This is a genomic window from Paenibacillus sp. IITD108 (assembly GCF_036541265.1).
Taxonomy (GTDB): domain Bacteria; phylum Bacillota; class Bacilli; order Paenibacillales; family Paenibacillaceae; genus Pristimantibacillus.
Map to the genome: position 1 here is coordinate 308,737 of NZ_JAZHCT010000002.1, position 16,199 is coordinate 324,935.

Genomic DNA, 16,199 nt, shown 5'->3' on the forward strand with positions numbered 1-16,199 from the left:
CATTCCGGAGAAATATAGAGAAAGTATGGCAGAATGTTATACTTTCCTATATTTCAAATGGAAAAACAGCAATGACCGCTAAGAGCCATTGCTGTGTTTAGTGCTTCATTACTTAAGCATAATGACGATTCGGCGATTAGGTTCCTCGCCCTTGCTATAAGTTTTAACTTTAGGATGATTTTGCAGCTTCGAATGAATGACTTTGCGCTCAAGCGGAGTCATCGGCTCCAGCATCACTTCTTTTTTAGTACGAATTACTTGTCCAGCCAATCGATCGGCTAAATCCTCCAGCGTCTTGCGTCGACGCTCGCGAAAATCCTCAGCATCAAGAACGATTCGGATATGGCTGTCGGATAAGCGATTTGCCACAATCGTTGTCAAGTACTGCAATGCATCCAATGTTTGTCCTCGTCGTCCAATAAGCATACCCATATCTCCGCTGCCCGAAAGCGACATATAATGTCCTTCCTTCGTTTCCTTGCGGTCAACCGATACTTGCAATCCCATTGCTCCAGCTACTTCTAATAGAAATTGCTCAGCCTCTTCTACAGCATCCGGTATAAGCTCCAGCTCAACTTTAGCTTCTTTGACGCCAAGCAATCCGAACAATCCCTTTGACGGTTGTTCCAGTACGACAATCTTTACACGGTCTTCAGTTACTTGTAATTGTGTTAAACCATTTCGAACAGCATCATCCACCGTCTTGCCTGATGCGGTGATTTTCATCATTTAGCAGCGACCTCCTTACCTTTGTCAGACTGACGTACGTACAGGAAGTAATTTTGAACGATTGTATACAAATTGCTAAATACCCAATACAGCGGAAGTGCTGCAGGGAATGACATAGACATTACGAAAATTAATACTGGGAAAATCGTCAAAATCATAGACATGCCCGGCATAGCTTGCGTTTGCTGTTTTTGCATCATTTTGGACTGAATAAAAGTAGTTGCAGCAGCTAACAGCGGCAAGAAGTACCAAGGGCTTGGCTCACCAAGCATCAAGCCTAAAAACTCATGTGTACGAATATCACTGTTCCAATAAATCGCATTGTAAAGCGCGATAAATATCGGCATTTGTACGATTAGCGGCAAACAACCTGCGAGAGGATTAACCCCATGTGTCTGAAACAGCTTCATCGTCTCTTCTTGCTGTTTTTGTGGGTTATCCTTATATTTTTTCTTAATTTCTGCCATCTGTGGCTGCAGCTTTTGCATCGCTTTAGAACTACGGTATTGTTTAAGTGTTAATGGCAAAATAAGCGTACGAACAATAATAGTCAGCAGCAAAATCGCAAGTCCATACGAATTGCCAAACCATCTAGCGAACGCGTCAAGGGTAATAGCAAAATAATAAACTACGTTTCTCTCCCAGAAATTACCCGTTAATAAATCTCCTGTTTCCTTAGTATTATTAATATCACCGCCACAGCCCGCGATTAAGCCCATAAGCAGGATCAATCCTAATACTAACAGCCATCTTTGTTTATTATTCCGAAACAACATTAAATCTCCTCTCTGAGAGCCCTTGCAAAGTTATATTCTACTTTTTATTTCAAGATAGACTATAACATAATTTGCTGCGCAAGGAAACTACATGCATAACCTTCTAAGATGATTTAGTAGTTAACAATCCTGCTTTGCGAAGCACATGCGCAATACTCTTTTCTAATTCAGTAAATTTCATTGCTGTTGCAGGCTTTCTTACAATTATAATCAAATCTGTATGAGGTGCAATTTTTCCTTCGTAATGACGAACGATTTCCTTCACAACTCTCCTCATCCGATTGCGCACGACAGCATTGCCGACCTTCTTGCTTACAGAAACGCCAAGTCGGAATGGCTCCGCTAATTTATGCTTTGACCAATACACAACAAACTGACTATTGGCAAAGGACTTTCCACCTCTATAGACACGACTAAAATCTGCTCGATTGCGCAGACGCAGTTTTCTTTGCACGAGTAACGTTCACCTAATCCCTAATTGTTCTAATAAGTATTGCCATTATTATTACTTCTTATCTATAGTAAACGTATTTATGACAAAAAAAAAGACCACACTCGGTGGTCTTCTGCTTAAAATATAAGATTATATATATTCTAACTCATTAAGCTTATATTTTACGAAAAAACCTCATGTGCAAGTTTTTTCTTACGCGCTCAATACTTTTCTACCTTTTTGACGGCGAGCCGCCAAAACTTTACGACCGTTCTTCGTGCTCATGCGCTTACGAAAACCGTGGTTTTTAGCTCTCTTGCTTACATTTGGTCTAAATGTAGGACCCATTACGCTGCACCTCCCGCTATATCAAAAAATCGCTTTTATAATTAAACCACGCTACAGCCCAAAAGTCAATCATAGCACCCGTTACATTATATATCCAATTCATATATCCAATTCGATTTTCATTATTCATCCACAATCGACGGAACTCTCCCTCTTTTTATTTTTCATTTAATAACATGTGTACAGTTTTTCCACAACAAAATAGAATTTTGTCGAATTCTTAACAACCTATAAACAATATCTTGTGTTGTAGATAACTTTTATACACAAGTTATTGAGGTTGTGGATAATATCCCGAAAGCCGTTGAATTATAAGGCATCTTTTGCTATGATTATTATGTTTTCTCTGTGGATGAGTCATTTTTCTTTTAAAGTTATTAACATCCTGTGGATAATATTGTGAACAAAGTTATCCCCTCTTTATAACTTACCTACACTTATTCCGTCATAATGTGAATGATTTCTTAACTTTATTCATTCATTCGACAGCTTTTTCTTGCAACTGCGCCCACGCGACGATTGAAATAAGAGGAGTGACAGTCTGTGGACAGCCATACGTATGATTTATGGCAGCAAATCCTTTCTATTATTCAAACAAAACTAAGTAAGCCAAGCTTTGATACCTGGTTTAAGGCGACAAAAGCTTCTTTTGTTGACGATTCCTTACTGGAGATCACAGCGCCAACTACTTTTGCGGCTGAATGGCTGGAAGGACGCTACACCAAATTAATCAGAACTACTTTATTTGAATATTTAGGCAGGCAGGTTGACGTTCGCTTCTCTATTGAAGAGCCGCTTGGAACAGAAGCAAGCATTGTGGTACCACCTAAGCCGGTGCTGCCGCAAGCCCCAGCTGAAGAACCATTTACGCATATGCTTAATCCCAAATATACATTTGATACCTTTGTAATCGGCGCAAACAACCGATTTGCGCATGCTGCTTCCCTGGCTGTAGCCGAAGCACCTGCAAAAGCGTATAATCCCTTGTTTCTATACGGTGGTGTAGGGCTCGGAAAAACGCATTTAATGCATGCAATCGGCCATTACATCATGGAGCATAATCCAAATACAAAGGTGCTTTATATTTCATCTGAAAAATTTACTAACGAATTTATTAATGCGATCCGCGATAGCCAGGGCGAAAGCTTCAGGACCAAATATCGCAATATCGATGTTTTATTAATCGACGATATTCAGTTTTTAGCGGGGAAAGAGCAGACGCAAGAGGAATTTTTCCATACATTCAACGCCCTGCATGAAGAACGGAAGCAAATCGTCATATCAAGCGACCGGCCTCCAAAAGAAATTCCAACGCTAGAGGATCGCTTGCGCTCACGCTTTGAATGGGGATTAATAACCGATATTCAGCCTCCTGACCTGGAGACAAGAATCGCTATCCTGCGCAAAAAAGCCAAATCCGAAAATTTGGATATTCCGAATGAGGCAATGAACTATATTGCAGGACAAATTGATACGAACATAAGAGAGCTGGAAGGCGCACTTATACGCGTAGTTGCTTATTCTTCGCTCATTAATGCAGACATAACCTCGCATTTGGCAGCCGAAGCCTTGAAGGATATCATTCCGTCAAGCCGGCCAAAAATTATAACGATCCAGGATATACAAGCTAAGGTTGGCGAATTTTATGGCCTTAAGCTGGATGATTTCAAAGCGCGCAAGCGTACGAAAGCAATCGCTTTTCCGAGGCAAATTGCTATGTATCTCTCCAGAGAGCTGACTGAGTTTTCATTACCCAAAATAGGCGAAGCCTTTGGCGGAAGGGATCATACTACTGTCATCCACGCTCACGAAAAAATATCAAAGCTCGTCAAGGATGATCCTGAATTATACAAAATCATGCAAAACCTGACTGAAAAAATCAAAAATAATATGTGAATAACTTGAACAAGCCTATGCACACGATATACACATGTGGATAGGCTTGATTTATCACTATGTTTTACACATATCCACATACTAACAGCCCCTACTACTACTGCTATTAAAATCTTTAATAAAATATCATCATAAACCGCATACGCAGCAGCCATCCAAATTCAGCGTTAAAAGTAAACCGGCAGCAACAAATCCGACTATATCGCCAAATGCTGCAGAAACGGTATAATAGATATAATTATTTAATGCGTATGTCACAAAATTAGTAGAAACAGGTGAAATAATGAAATTATCGATCTCTAGAAATGAATTAAATGATGCTATACAGCAAGTGGCGAAGGCAACCTCTTCCCGACCTACTATTCCTATACTTGGCGGTATTAAAATTGACGTAACTCATCAAACCGTTACACTAACAGCCAGTGATACAGATATATCTATTCAAAGCTTCATCCCGGTAGAACAAGAAGATATTATTATTGCCCAAATTGAAAAGCCTGGCAGTGTTGTTCTGCCTGCTAAGTTTTTTGTGGAAATGATTAAAAAGCTGCCTTCCGATAAAGTAACAATAGAGGTTAATGCTCAATTTCAAACGACAATTCGTTCCGGAACGACAGAAATTCAAATGGTCGGGCTTGATCCGGAAGAATTCCCAGTGCTGCCTTCAATCGAACAAAATGAAGTGCTGCAAATTCCCGGCGATTTATTGAAAACGATGATCAGACAGACGATTCTTGCTGCATCTACAAGCGAACAAACGCCAATACTAACAGGTGTGCTGTGGAATCTCCACGCAGGAGAACTTAAGTTCGTAGCAACAGATCGCCATAGATTGGCTAGCCGAACAACATCCGTTGATGTGCCAGACGATTATCATTTCAGCAATATCGTTATTTCTGCCAAAACATTGAGCGAGCTGTCGCGTATTATCCCGGATCAAAACACGCTGATTGATATTGTAGTAGCGGATAACCAAGTATTATTTAAAGTCGATAATGTGCTTTTTTATACGCGGATATTGGATGGCACATACCCTGATACATCAAAAATCATCCCTCAAGTATTTGAGACAGAGCTTGTGCTGCATACTAAAAGCCTAATGGATGCTATTGATCGTGCTTATTTGATGTCACGTGAGGAAAAGACGAATGTAGTGCGTCTTGCGACGCTAAATGAGCAGACCGTTGAAATTTCATCCAGCTCAATGGATTTGGGAAGAGTAACGGAGCAGCAGGATATTTTATCGTTTAAAGGCGAGCCTTTGCGAATTGCATTTAACTCCAAATATATGCTGGATGTGCTTAAAGCAGTAGACAGCGAGCAAATATTTATCGGCTTTACCGGAGCGATGCGCCCAATTATTATTAAGCCTATTGATCATGATTTCAGTATGTACGTCATACTGCCTTACCGAACAACTAACTAGTATTTTGGTGTTTATCCTTGAACAGAGAGGAAGAATACATGATGAAAGAAATAGCAATCGCAACGGAATATATTGCGTTAGGGCAGTTTTTAAAGCTGTCCGAATGCATTGCTACTGGCGGGCAGGCCAAGTTCTTCCTAGCTGAAACTACCGTTCATATTAACGGGGAACAGGATCAGCGCCGCGGAAGAAAGCTGTATGCAGGCGATCAAGTAGTGGTAGAGGGCTGCGGCAAATTCATTGTCGTACAGGCAAAGTGAGCCAGAGCCGGGAGGTTCCATTGTGTTTTTAAAACAAATTCAATTGCAAAATTATCGTAACTATAGCGAGCTCCAGCTGCCGCTTGAGCATCAGGTTAATGTATTTTTAGGTCCTAATGCGCAGGGCAAAACGAATTTGCTCGAATCCATATTTGTGCTGGCCTTATCCAAGTCGCATCGGACTTCAAAGGATAAGGAACTGATTGGCTGGCAATCAGACCATGCAGCTATAACAGGCACTGTGGATAAAAAATATGGCAGCGTCAAGCTGGAGCTTATGTTTTCAGCACAAGGGAAAAAAGCGAAAATCAATAGCTTAGAGCAGCGCAAGCTAAGTGATTTTGTCGGTTCTATGAATGTGGTTATGTTCGCTCCAGAGGATTTGGAGATTGTGAAGGGAACGCCGGGCGTGCGAAGAAGATTTCTCGATATGGAAATCGGACAAGTACAGCCCGGTTACTTGTATACGCTGCAACAATATTACAAAGTATTACAGCAGCGAAATAATTTTCTTAAAAGCGCAGATCGCGCTGCGCTTAATCAAGCATTGCTGGATATATGGAATGAACAGCTTGCTTCTCATGGTGTTAAAATTATGAAAAAGAGGCAACACTTTATACAAAAACTGCAAACCTATGCAGAACAAATTCATTTTGGTATAACAAATGGCACGGAGCAGCTTGAGATCCACTATCGCCCCTCTTTTGAAGCAGAGCCGGAAGAAGAAGAAACTGTTTTATTTCAGCAATTTATGATAAAGTTATCACAGGTGAAAGATGGGGAAATTCGCAGAGGGGTTACCCTTGTAGGCCCGCACCGTGATGATTTGGCCTTCTTTATTAATGGCAAGGAAGCCCAAATATTCGGCTCTCAAGGTCAGCAGCGAACGACTGCATTATCGATAAAGCTAGCAGAAATTGAACTGATTCGCGAGGAAATCGGCGAATACCCGATTTTACTTCTAGATGATGTATTGTCTGAACTTGACCATAATCGGCAAACGCAGCTAATAGAAACCTTTCAAGATAAAGTGCAAACATTTATTACGACTACAAGTCTTGATAGTGTACGTCTTGATAAACTTCAGGATGTAGGCATTTTTCATGTGGAAAACGGCAAGGTTAGCCGTTAATGTGCAATTAGGAGAGGTGAAACGAAGCGCATGTACATCCATTTGGGTGGGGAGAAGATTGTTAGGGCGACAGAGCTGGTCGCTATATTTGATGTTTCTATTGAGCAATCTTCTAAGTTATCAAAGCAATTCGTAGCGGGTGCACGCAAGCGGAAAGATGTGGAAACGATCGGCGAGGAAGAGCCCAAGTCGATTGTCGTTACGGAGAAAAAAATATACTATTCGCCAATATCATCCTCCACTTTGAAAAAAAGAGCACATCAATTTGTTACAGGCGGCTAACGGTGAAAGTAATTGAGTAAGAGCAGTTGAGAGGAGTAGTGAACTTGCATGTCTTTGGAACAGCAAATGTATGACGAGAGTCAGATACAGGTACTTGAAGGGCTTGAAGCGGTACGTAAACGTCCGGGTATGTATATAGGCTCAACTAGCGGAAAAGGTCTTCATCATCTCGTTTGGGAGGTCGTTGATAACAGTATCGATGAAGCGCTAGCTGGTTATTGCGATAGAATCGAAGTCATTATTCACAAAGATAACAGCATAACGGTCATCGATAATGGGCGAGGCATTCCGGTCGGCGAGAATACAAAGCTAAAAAAATCTACGCTTGAAGTCGTCATGACTGTTCTTCATGCAGGGGGAAAATTTGGCGGAGAGGGCTATAAAGTATCCGGCGGCTTGCATGGCGTTGGTGTTTCCGTCGTAAACGCATTGTCTGAGCAGGTTATTGTTCAGGTTAAACGTGAAGGAAATATATATCAGCAGGAATATCGCCGCGGAGCCCCGCAATACGACATCAAGATTGTAGGCCAGGCGGATGAGGCGGATACAGGTACTATTGTTACCTTCTTGCCGGATAAAGAAATATTTACGGAAACAACTATTTTTGAGTATGATATATTGCAAACGCGCATTCGCGAGCTTGCATTTTTGAATAAAGGCATCGAGCTGATTTTGACGGATGAACGAACCGATGTTTCGAACACATTTTTGTATGAGGGCGGAATAATCGAGTTTGTTAAACATTTGAACAAACATCGTGAAGCGCTCCATGAAACGCCTATTTATGTGGAAGGCATGAAGGACAATATTCAAGTTGAAGTATCGCTGCAATACAATGACAGCTATACGGAAAATATTTATTCCTTTGCCAACAACATTAATACGCATGAAGGCGGAACGCATGAATCCGGCTTTAAAAGTGCTTTGACCCGTATTATTAATGATTATGCGCGCAAGAACAGCTTGATCAAAGACAATGATTCCAACTTCTCTGGAGATGATGTGCGTGAAGGACTTACAGCAATCATCTCTGTGAAAATTCCAAATCCTCAGTTCGAAGGGCAGACAAAAACCAAGCTTGGCAACAGTGAGGTACGCGGAATCGTTGAATCATTCTTTGCGGAAAAGCTGATGGAATTTTTGGAGGAGAACCCTTCTGTCTCTAAAAGGATAGTCGAAAAAGGCCTGCAGGCTGCAAGAGCACGCGAGGCTGCACGCAAGGCGCGTGAGCTGACTCGCCGCAAGAGCGCATTGGAAGTTGGTTCCTTGCCAGGTAAGCTTGCCGACTGCTCTTCCAAGGATGCGTCCATAAGTGAGCTGTACATCGTTGAAGGTGATTCTGCAGGCGGATCTGCGAAGCAAGGCCGGGATCGTCATTTCCAGGCTATCCTTCCGCTGCGCGGAAAAATATTGAACGTTGAGAAGGCGAGATTGGATCGTATTCTTGGCAATGCTGAGATCAGAGCGATTATTACAGCACTTGGCACAGGCATTAGCGATGACTTCGATATTACGAAGGCGCGTTACCATAAAGTGATTATTATGACCGATGCCGATGTCGACGGCGCACATATTCGCACGCTGCTGTTGACGTTCTTTTATCGTTATATGAGGGAAATTATCGAAGCCGGCTATATTTACATCGCACAGCCGCCTCTATTCAAAATTGAACGCAATAAAGTAATCCGCTATGCCCAATCAGAGAAGGAACGCGATGATATTATTGCGGAATTCGGTGAAGGCGTAAAGGTAAACGTTCAGCGCTATAAAGGTCTTGGAGAGATGAATGCGGAGCAGCTATGGGAAACAACGATGGATCCGGAAAGCCGCACTATGCTTCAAGTAACGATTGAGGATGCCATTGAGGCTGATGTCGTGTTTGATACGCTTATGGGCGATAACGTTGAGCCGCGCCGTGATTTTATTCAAAAATATGCGCGCTATGTTACAAACCTCGATATATAGAAACAATAGACAGCCATTCGCCAGGATGGCTGTTTATACTTAAAATTATAACAATTTATAAGTTTTTTCTATAGATTTTATAATTCATCGGTAAACGCGCCATTCCAATGGACGGCGGAGCCGTTTATCCTTGCGCGCATGTCCTAACAATGGCTAAGCCGCTTATCTTGCAGTTATAAGCGTGAAACATGATTATTGCTTTATCTTTCATAACCTTTACAAGACAGAGTCTGCAATGAATGTTATAATAATAGATAGGGCAATTTTGGGATAAAGCTTTCCCAAGTATATGAAACCATGAGCTGGTGTCATCCTGGCGGATCGCATCGGCCATTCGGCAGTTGTATGTAATATAAGGCAAAATATAGCAGCTATACGCAAGCAGGTTTATATTAACCTTGTTTGTGAAAGAAAGATAATAGCTTAAGTTATGCAGATTGATGTTGCCAGGGAGGTAAAGCATGGCGGAAGAACAACGTATGTCAATAAAAGACCGTGATATTGGAACGGAAATGCGCGATTCCTTTATGGATTATGCGATGAGCATTATAGTAAGTCGCGCCCTTCCGGACGTAAGAGATGGACTGAAGCCCGTTCATCGACGCATTTTATTTGCGATGTCGGAACTAGGAATGTCACCTGACAAGCCGCATAAAAAATCAGCGAGAATTGTAGGAGAGGTTATCGGTAAGTACCATCCTCATGGTGATTCCGCGGTTTATGAATCTATGGTCAGAATGGCGCAGGATTTCTCTATGCGCTATCCGCTGGTAGATGGTCATGGTAACTTTGGTTCGATTGACGGCGATATGGCGGCAGCAATGCGTTATACAGAAGCACGTCTCTCCAAAATGGCAATGGAATTGCTGCGCGATATCAATAAAGAGACTATAGATTTTGCTCCCAACTATGATGGTGAAGAGCATGAGCCGGTTGTTTTGCCGGCGCGTTTCCCTAACCTGCTTGTTAACGGGGTAACGGGCATCGCTGTAGGTATGGCCACTAATATACCTCCTCATAACTTGAACGAGGTTATTGATGGAGCACAGGCGCTTATTCGCAATCCCGATATAACGCCGCTTGAGCTAATGGAATATGTAAAAGGTCCAGATTTCCCAACAGCAGGCTTTGTAATGGGACGACAAGGTATCAGACAAGCTTATTTGACTGGCCGCGGTTCCGTTACAATGAGAGCAAGAGCGATTATTGAAGAAAACGGCGGCAAAGCTCGCATTATTGTACATGAGCTGCCATATCAGGTAATTAAAGCCCGTTTAATCGAAAAAATTGCGGAGCTTGTTCGCGAGAAAAAAATAGACGGCATTACAGATTTGCGTGATGAATCCGATCGTAACGGCATGCGTATCGTGATCGAGCTGCGCCGTGATGTAAATCCAAATGTAGTGCTTAACAATTTATATAAACAAACACAGCTGCAATCCAACTTCGGTATTAATATGCTTGCGCTTGTGAATGGCGAGCCAAAAACACTGAATCTAAGAGAGATGCTGTATCACTACATTCAGCATCAAATCGAGGTTATTCGCCGCCGTACGGAATATGAGCTTAGAAAAGCAGAAGCAAGAGCGCATATTTTAGAGGGCTTGCGGATTGCGCTTGATCATCTGGATGAAGTCATTGCATTAATTCGCGCTTCACAAACAGCTGACGAGGCACGTGAAGGATTAATTACGCGCTTTGCACTGACGCATGAGCAAGCACAAGCGATTCTTGATATGCGCTTGCAGCGTCTGACTGGCTTGGAACGTGACAAAATTGAAGCTGAATATGCAGAATTAATGCGCAAAATTGCAGAATACAAAGCGATTCTTGCAGATGAGCAGCTAGTTCTGGATATTATCAGCACGGAGCTTGAGGAGCTGAAAGAGCGTTTCGGTGATGAGCGTCGCACTGAAATTACAGCCAGCGATGAAGAAATCCTGGATGAGGACCTTATTCCTCGCGAGGATGTTATCATTTCCATTACGCATTCCGGTTATATCAAGCGGCTGCCAGTTACGACTTATCGCAGCCAGAAGCGCGGAGGACGCGGCGTAGTTGGCATGGATACGAAGGATGACGATTTCGTAGAGCATTTGTTTGTATCCAATACCCACCACTTCCTATTGTTCTTTACAAACAAAGGGAAAGTGTATCGCCTGAAGGCTTATGAGATTCCTGATCTTAGCCGTACAGCACGCGGTACGCCAATTATCAATTTGATTCAAATTGAACAAGGCGAGACGATAAATGCTGTTATTCCTGTTCAAGCCTTTAATTCAGATCAGTATCTGTTCTTCTCTACGCGCCAAGGTGTAGTGAAAAAGACTCCGCTTGATGATTATGTCAATATCCGCAAAGTCGGCTTGATAGCTATCTCACTGCGTGAAGATGATGATTTGATTGGCGTTAAGCTAACTGATGGCAACCAAGAGATTATTATGGGTACAGCAGAAGGGATGTCGATTCGTTTCTCCGAGCAGGATGTTCGCTCGATGGGCCGTTCGGCAACTGGTGTTAAAGGTATCCAGCTTGATGATACAGATAAAGTAATCGATATGGATGTTGTCGTAGATGACCGCGATGTGCTTATCGTAACGTCCAAAGGCTACGGCAAGCGTACACCTATGAATGAATATCGTATCCAGAACCGTGGCGGTAAAGGGATTAAAACATTGAATGTTACAGATAAGAACGGTCCTATCGTATCTCTGAAGGTAGTAGAAAATGACGAGGATCTCATGATTATGACTGCGCTTGGCACATTAATACGTACAAGCATGGAAGGTATTTCTACTATGGGCCGCAATACTCAAGGCGTCAGACTGATCCATACTCGTGACGATGATACAGTCGCAACTGTAACCCGTGTAGCTCGCAGCGAGGATACTAATGATAATGAGCTGGAAGAAACAGAGATTATACAGGACAATGGCAATGAGGAGAATGGTCCTGCTGCTGAATAATCTTAGTTGGCACATAGTATAATTCATTAAAAACCAATGGGGAGAGGACAAATGTGGTCACAGTCTTGCTATCACAATTAAAGTCAGGTGACAAACTTGGGGAAGATGTCCTCACTCCGTTTGGCGGTGTACTATTGCGTAAGGGTGAAGTGATTACACCAAGGACAATGGAAATTATGCAAGCCTTTCTTGTGTCCAGTGCAGTCATTGAAGATACTGCTCAAGCAGCTAAGGGTCAAATGACTGCAGTGCAGGATGATACGCAGCAGCCTTCAGCGGCACAGGTATCATCCGATTTGCACGATGAGTATGATCAGATGGTGAAGACGCTTCGCACGGTTTTTAATTCCTATATAAGCGGTCAAAGCTTCCCTATTATGGATATTCGTACGCAGCTTGAGAAGCTTTTGCTGCAAATGAAGTCCTACCATATACTTTCCTTTGCACCAAGAAGCTTTGCGGAGACTGACTATTATATTCATAACAGTGTATGCTCTGCATTGACGTCGTATCAATTAGCGCAGTGGGCTGGCTTTAAGCAAAAGGAATGGATGCAAATCGCGCTTGCAGGCTTGCTGAAGGACATCGGAAATATTCGCTTGGATCGTTCTATACTTACTAAGCCTACACCGCTTACTCGTGAAGAGACAGAAGAAATGAAGCAGCATACCGTTCAAGGCTATCAGCTTTTGAAAAATATTGCGGCTTTGAATGAAGGTGTGAAGCTGGCTGCCCTGCAGCATCATGAAAGAGTTGATGGGACGGGCTACCCGCTCGGAATAGATTCTACAAAAATTCATCCGTATGCCAAAATCGTAAGTATTGCAGATATATTCCACGCAATGACCTTAAATAAAGCCTATAGAAAAGCTGAATCGCCATATTTGGTTTTGGAGCAACTGCAAAATGATGCATTCGGTAAGCTTGATCCGAGCTATGTTACTGTATTTATTGAAAAAGTTACCCAGTTTCATCAAGGCACCGTAGTCAGATTAAGCGATGACCGGATCGGCGAAATTGTATTTTCTGATCGTTTACATCCGACTAGGCCTTGGGTTTCAGTTCATGGTCAGATTATTAATTTGACGAAGGACAGACATTTGCATATTAAGGAAATCGTGAAAACATAAGTGAGTGCTGCAGCAGCAGCCTCACTTTTTTTCTTTTTAAATTATAAGAATTTATAGCTTGCAAAACATTAATTACATATTACATATATTCGTATTGTTGTATTGTAAGTTTAAAAAAAGAACGGTAAAGCTATCTTATTTTTGGAAATTAATAAATTTTAAAAAAATTGTAACGAAACGATAATCGAATGCGACTAATAGACAAAGGAGGATGGAGATGAAGCCAATTGAGCAGCTGTATGAGCTGCATAAGCAGGATATATATCAATATTTGCTTTCGCTAACTCGAAATCCAACCTTGTCTGAGGATTTATTATCTGAAACCTTTATTAGCGCTATAAAATCACTTTCCAGCTTTCGCGGTAAATCCTCGATCAAAACCTGGCTGTTTACGATTGCCAGAAACAAATGGCTGGACCATTTGCGCAGTAAAAAGCATGTTATCTCTTATAATGAACAGCTTGAGAGATATGTTGAGACAAGTGTGGAGTCCCATTATATAAACGCGGAGCTGCAGCAAAGAGTAGGCAGTTTATTAGAGGAAAAGGGAGAGCGCATAAAATTAGTCGTCGAAATGAGGCTGGAGGGGTACAGCTTTCAAGAAATAGCGGAAAAGCTTCAGTTGTCTGAAAGCAGTGCCAGAGTCATTGATTATAGAGCCAAGCAATGGCTCAGAGAAAGGCTGAAGAAGGAGGGACTAGTATGAAGGTAACCTCAGACGTAATAAGAGATTTAATACCATTAGTGAAAGATGGCGTTGCCAGCGAGGATTCCGTTAAGCTTGTATATGCTTACTTGGAGCAGGATGAACAGTTAAAGCATGAATTTGATCAATACGAAGAATTTAGTTTTGAAAATAAAGAGCTGTCACTCCCGCCAGCCAGAGATATTCGTATTATTAATGCTATGAAGCGCAGTATTATGCTTACTCAGCTTATGATTCTTGTAGCGGGCACCGTTATAGGCGTAGCGATCACCGATTCATTTGAAATGCTCTATAACTTTTTGTTAATGCCGTTTGTAGGAGCGCTTGCTGTTTTTAGCTTTAGAAGCAAATGGAAGTACAGCTTTCCGCTCGTTATTTTTGTTATTGCGTATGGCTGGAAGTTCGCAAAGGTTTTTATAGAGGAAGGCAATGTTATGTATGCCTTTAATGACGCAATTTTTTATAGCTCGGTATACTCCGTATTAGCGGGGATCGGGCTTGCAATAGGAGCATTATTACAATTTGCCTTTGGGAAGGAGACAGAATTATGAAGCGTCCGCGCAGAAAATGGAGCAGAGTTATTGCGGCAGCAGCAGCCTTTATATTGATCGGTTTATTGTGCTATATAACAGTATCGTTTGCGGGAAATCCGCTTGCAGCGGCTAAAGCGAATCATGCGGTTAAAAAATATATAGAAAACCAATACAGTGAGCTTGACTTGGAGGTTGTAAGAAAAGCGAAATTCAATTTTAAAGATAAAACTTATGTATCAGTCGTTCAGTCCAAAACCGTCAAGGATTTGCAATTTATGATTAGCACCCGGAATGGAATCGTTCAGTGGGATAATTATGAGCTGAATGTGCTTGAATATTCTAATACATTGATGCGATTATCCGATGAATATACTGAAAAAGTGACAAAGCTTCTTCATGAGCAGGTGGATAAGCGGTACAAAGAAATCCGGGCAGCCTATTCAGCAGAACAAATTGAGAAATACAAGGACTTGCTGGAACTCGACATGCCATTTGATGCTGCGCTTCCGATTGATGCTTACTTATATGTAAACATTGATCTGAATGAAGCAGAAAAAATAAACCTGCAAGCATTAGCCGAACAGGTAACGAAGATTCACAAGTGCCTGTCTGACAATGGCTATCCGATTGCTAAATATAATCTATATATTAAAAAGGGTGAGAAGCTTGTTATAGGGAATCTGCCTGTAACAGCTGTAATGGAGGAAGCGGGAATATTAAATAGTATAGAAAAGGCTTATAACAACAAAGGCGAGTATAATGGAATCAGCGTTATTGTAAGTGGCGACATGGAATAACTAAAAAAGGAAACGGATCTTCTATAATAGGTCCGTTTTTTATTTGCTTAGTCAGTAGATAGACTGTAGCAAGGAATTACGGTTATAGCTCAAGTTGTTGGAAAAGTATACAATGAAGAAATGGAAAGGTGCGGACAGGTGCTACATCCATGCCCGTGGAAGTTAAGTACATTTTGTGCACTTAATAGTCTACATAACGGACCTAGAGCGGAACTCGAGATGCTTTCATTTTTTAACGAAGTTTGAATACGTTATTTCGCATATAATGCCCCTTTTGAAATTCTAATGCATCACAGAGACGCTATCTGTGAACAAATGGTCATTTGGGCAGCGTTTTATACCCGATAAGCACACCACGATTCGTTACATTTTCAAAACCAGCTTTTTCGGTGTAATAACGCTACTAGGATTTGTTAGAGTTTCCAAACTACTTTTCAACAGCCTGGGTTTTTCCTTTTAGAATTTTGAAAATTCCAAATTTCTAAAAACTAAGTACAGGAAATGTAGTTAGCATTAGCGTGTGAGTGCTTTTCCATAAATGTTAGCTTTAGCGCGTGAGTGCTCTTCCCGCGAACAACGTTTGTCGTTGTTGCAAAATACTTGTTGCGGTTTTTTAACAGCCTGAAAGCAACATCTAGATAATAATTAACTTTAGATGAGTACATATAGTGGTTATGAATTGGGTATAATAAACAAATAAAAAAAAACAAAAAAACACTTGCATTATATTAGGCGACTGTGATATATTATAAAAGTCGCCGCTGAGACAACGCGGTGCACACGCTAAAACAACCGAGTTTTACTTGGTTCCAAGCGTACC

General features: G+C 41.6%; 15 protein-coding genes. 11 read left to right on the forward strand and 4 right to left on the reverse strand.

The window, feature by feature from the left end; genetic code table 11:
• Positions 1 to 108 precede the first annotated feature (108 nt).
• The 4 genes from jag to rpmH all read right to left on the reverse strand — a co-directional run bounded on the left by jag (position 109) and on the right by rpmH (position 2,286).
• Positions 109 to 729 (reverse strand): RNA-binding cell elongation regulator Jag/EloR, encoded by a 621-nt coding sequence (gene jag, locus V1L65_RS03005; RefSeq protein WP_331697571.1) that lies wholly within the window; start codon positions 727 to 729, stop codon positions 109 to 111.
• The gene (locus V1L65_RS03010) at positions 726 to 1,505 is read right to left on the reverse strand and encodes a YidC/Oxa1 family membrane protein insertase (protein WP_331697572.1); all 780 of its coding nucleotides are present in this window, start codon (positions 1,503 to 1,505) and stop codon (positions 726 to 728) included. Before V1L65_RS03010 ends, jag begins: the two co-directional genes overlap by 4 nt.
• A gap of 103 nt (positions 1,506 to 1,608) precedes the next feature.
• Entirely contained in the window at positions 1,609 to 1,959 is a 351-nt protein-coding gene (gene rnpA / locus V1L65_RS03015) for a ribonuclease P protein component (protein WP_331697573.1), read from the reverse strand.
• Between the two features lie 192 nt (positions 1,960 to 2,151).
• Positions 2,152 to 2,286: a 50S ribosomal protein L34 gene (gene rpmH / locus V1L65_RS03020; RefSeq protein WP_331697574.1), complete on the reverse strand. Its 135-nt coding sequence runs from the start codon at positions 2,284 to 2,286 to the stop codon at positions 2,152 to 2,154.
• Between the two features lie 543 nt (positions 2,287 to 2,829).
• Between rpmH and dnaA the strand changes: the two genes are divergently transcribed.
• From dnaA to V1L65_RS03075, 11 genes are all read left to right on the forward strand, one after another.
• Positions 2,830 to 4,182 (forward strand): chromosomal replication initiator protein DnaA, encoded by a 1,353-nt coding sequence (gene dnaA, locus V1L65_RS03025; RefSeq protein WP_331697575.1) that lies wholly within the window; start codon positions 2,830 to 2,832, stop codon positions 4,180 to 4,182.
• 283 nt (positions 4,183 to 4,465) lie between these two features.
• On the forward strand, positions 4,466 to 5,608 hold the full coding sequence (dnaN, locus tag V1L65_RS03030; RefSeq protein ID WP_331697576.1) for a DNA polymerase III subunit beta: 1,143 nt from the start codon (positions 4,466 to 4,468) through the stop codon (positions 5,606 to 5,608).
• 38 nt (positions 5,609 to 5,646) lie between these two features.
• Complete coding sequence (gene yaaA, locus V1L65_RS03035) at positions 5,647 to 5,868, forward strand: S4 domain-containing protein YaaA (RefSeq protein WP_432500931.1); 222 nt, start codon at positions 5,647 to 5,649, stop codon at positions 5,866 to 5,868.
• Positions 5,869 to 5,890: 22 nt separating this feature from the next.
• Positions 5,891 to 7,000: a DNA replication/repair protein RecF gene (recF, locus tag V1L65_RS03040; protein ID WP_331697577.1), complete on the forward strand. Its 1,110-nt coding sequence runs from the start codon at positions 5,891 to 5,893 to the stop codon at positions 6,998 to 7,000.
• Between the two features lie 30 nt (positions 7,001 to 7,030).
• On the forward strand, positions 7,031 to 7,282 hold the full coding sequence (remB, locus tag V1L65_RS03045; protein WP_331697578.1) for an extracellular matrix regulator RemB: 252 nt from the start codon (positions 7,031 to 7,033) through the stop codon (positions 7,280 to 7,282).
• Positions 7,283 to 7,330: 48 nt separating this feature from the next.
• A complete protein-coding gene (gene gyrB, locus V1L65_RS03050; RefSeq protein ID WP_331697579.1) occupies positions 7,331 to 9,247 on the forward strand; it encodes a DNA topoisomerase (ATP-hydrolyzing) subunit B in 1,917 nt (638 codons plus the stop codon).
• A gap of 461 nt (positions 9,248 to 9,708) precedes the next feature.
• Positions 9,709 to 12,213, forward strand: a complete 2,505-nt coding sequence (gyrA, locus tag V1L65_RS03055) for a DNA gyrase subunit A (RefSeq protein WP_331697580.1) — start codon at positions 9,709 to 9,711, stop codon at positions 12,211 to 12,213.
• 167 nt (positions 12,214 to 12,380) lie between these two features.
• Positions 12,381 to 13,343, forward strand: coding sequence for an HD-GYP domain-containing protein (locus V1L65_RS03060; RefSeq protein WP_331697581.1), 963 nt, complete (start codon positions 12,381 to 12,383; stop codon positions 13,341 to 13,343).
• Between the two features lie 217 nt (positions 13,344 to 13,560).
• Positions 13,561 to 14,049 (forward strand): RNA polymerase sigma factor, encoded by a 489-nt coding sequence (locus tag V1L65_RS03065; RefSeq protein ID WP_331697582.1) that lies wholly within the window; start codon positions 13,561 to 13,563, stop codon positions 14,047 to 14,049.
• On the forward strand, positions 14,046 to 14,600 hold the full coding sequence (locus V1L65_RS03070; protein WP_331697583.1) for a hypothetical protein: 555 nt from the start codon (positions 14,046 to 14,048) through the stop codon (positions 14,598 to 14,600). The genes V1L65_RS03065 and V1L65_RS03070 overlap by 4 nt, the downstream gene beginning before the upstream one ends.
• Positions 14,597 to 15,379, forward strand: a complete 783-nt coding sequence (locus V1L65_RS03075; RefSeq protein ID WP_331697584.1) for a YfjL-like protein — start codon at positions 14,597 to 14,599, stop codon at positions 15,377 to 15,379. The genes V1L65_RS03070 and V1L65_RS03075 overlap by 4 nt, the downstream gene beginning before the upstream one ends.
• Positions 15,380 to 16,199: the final 820 nt, after the last annotated feature.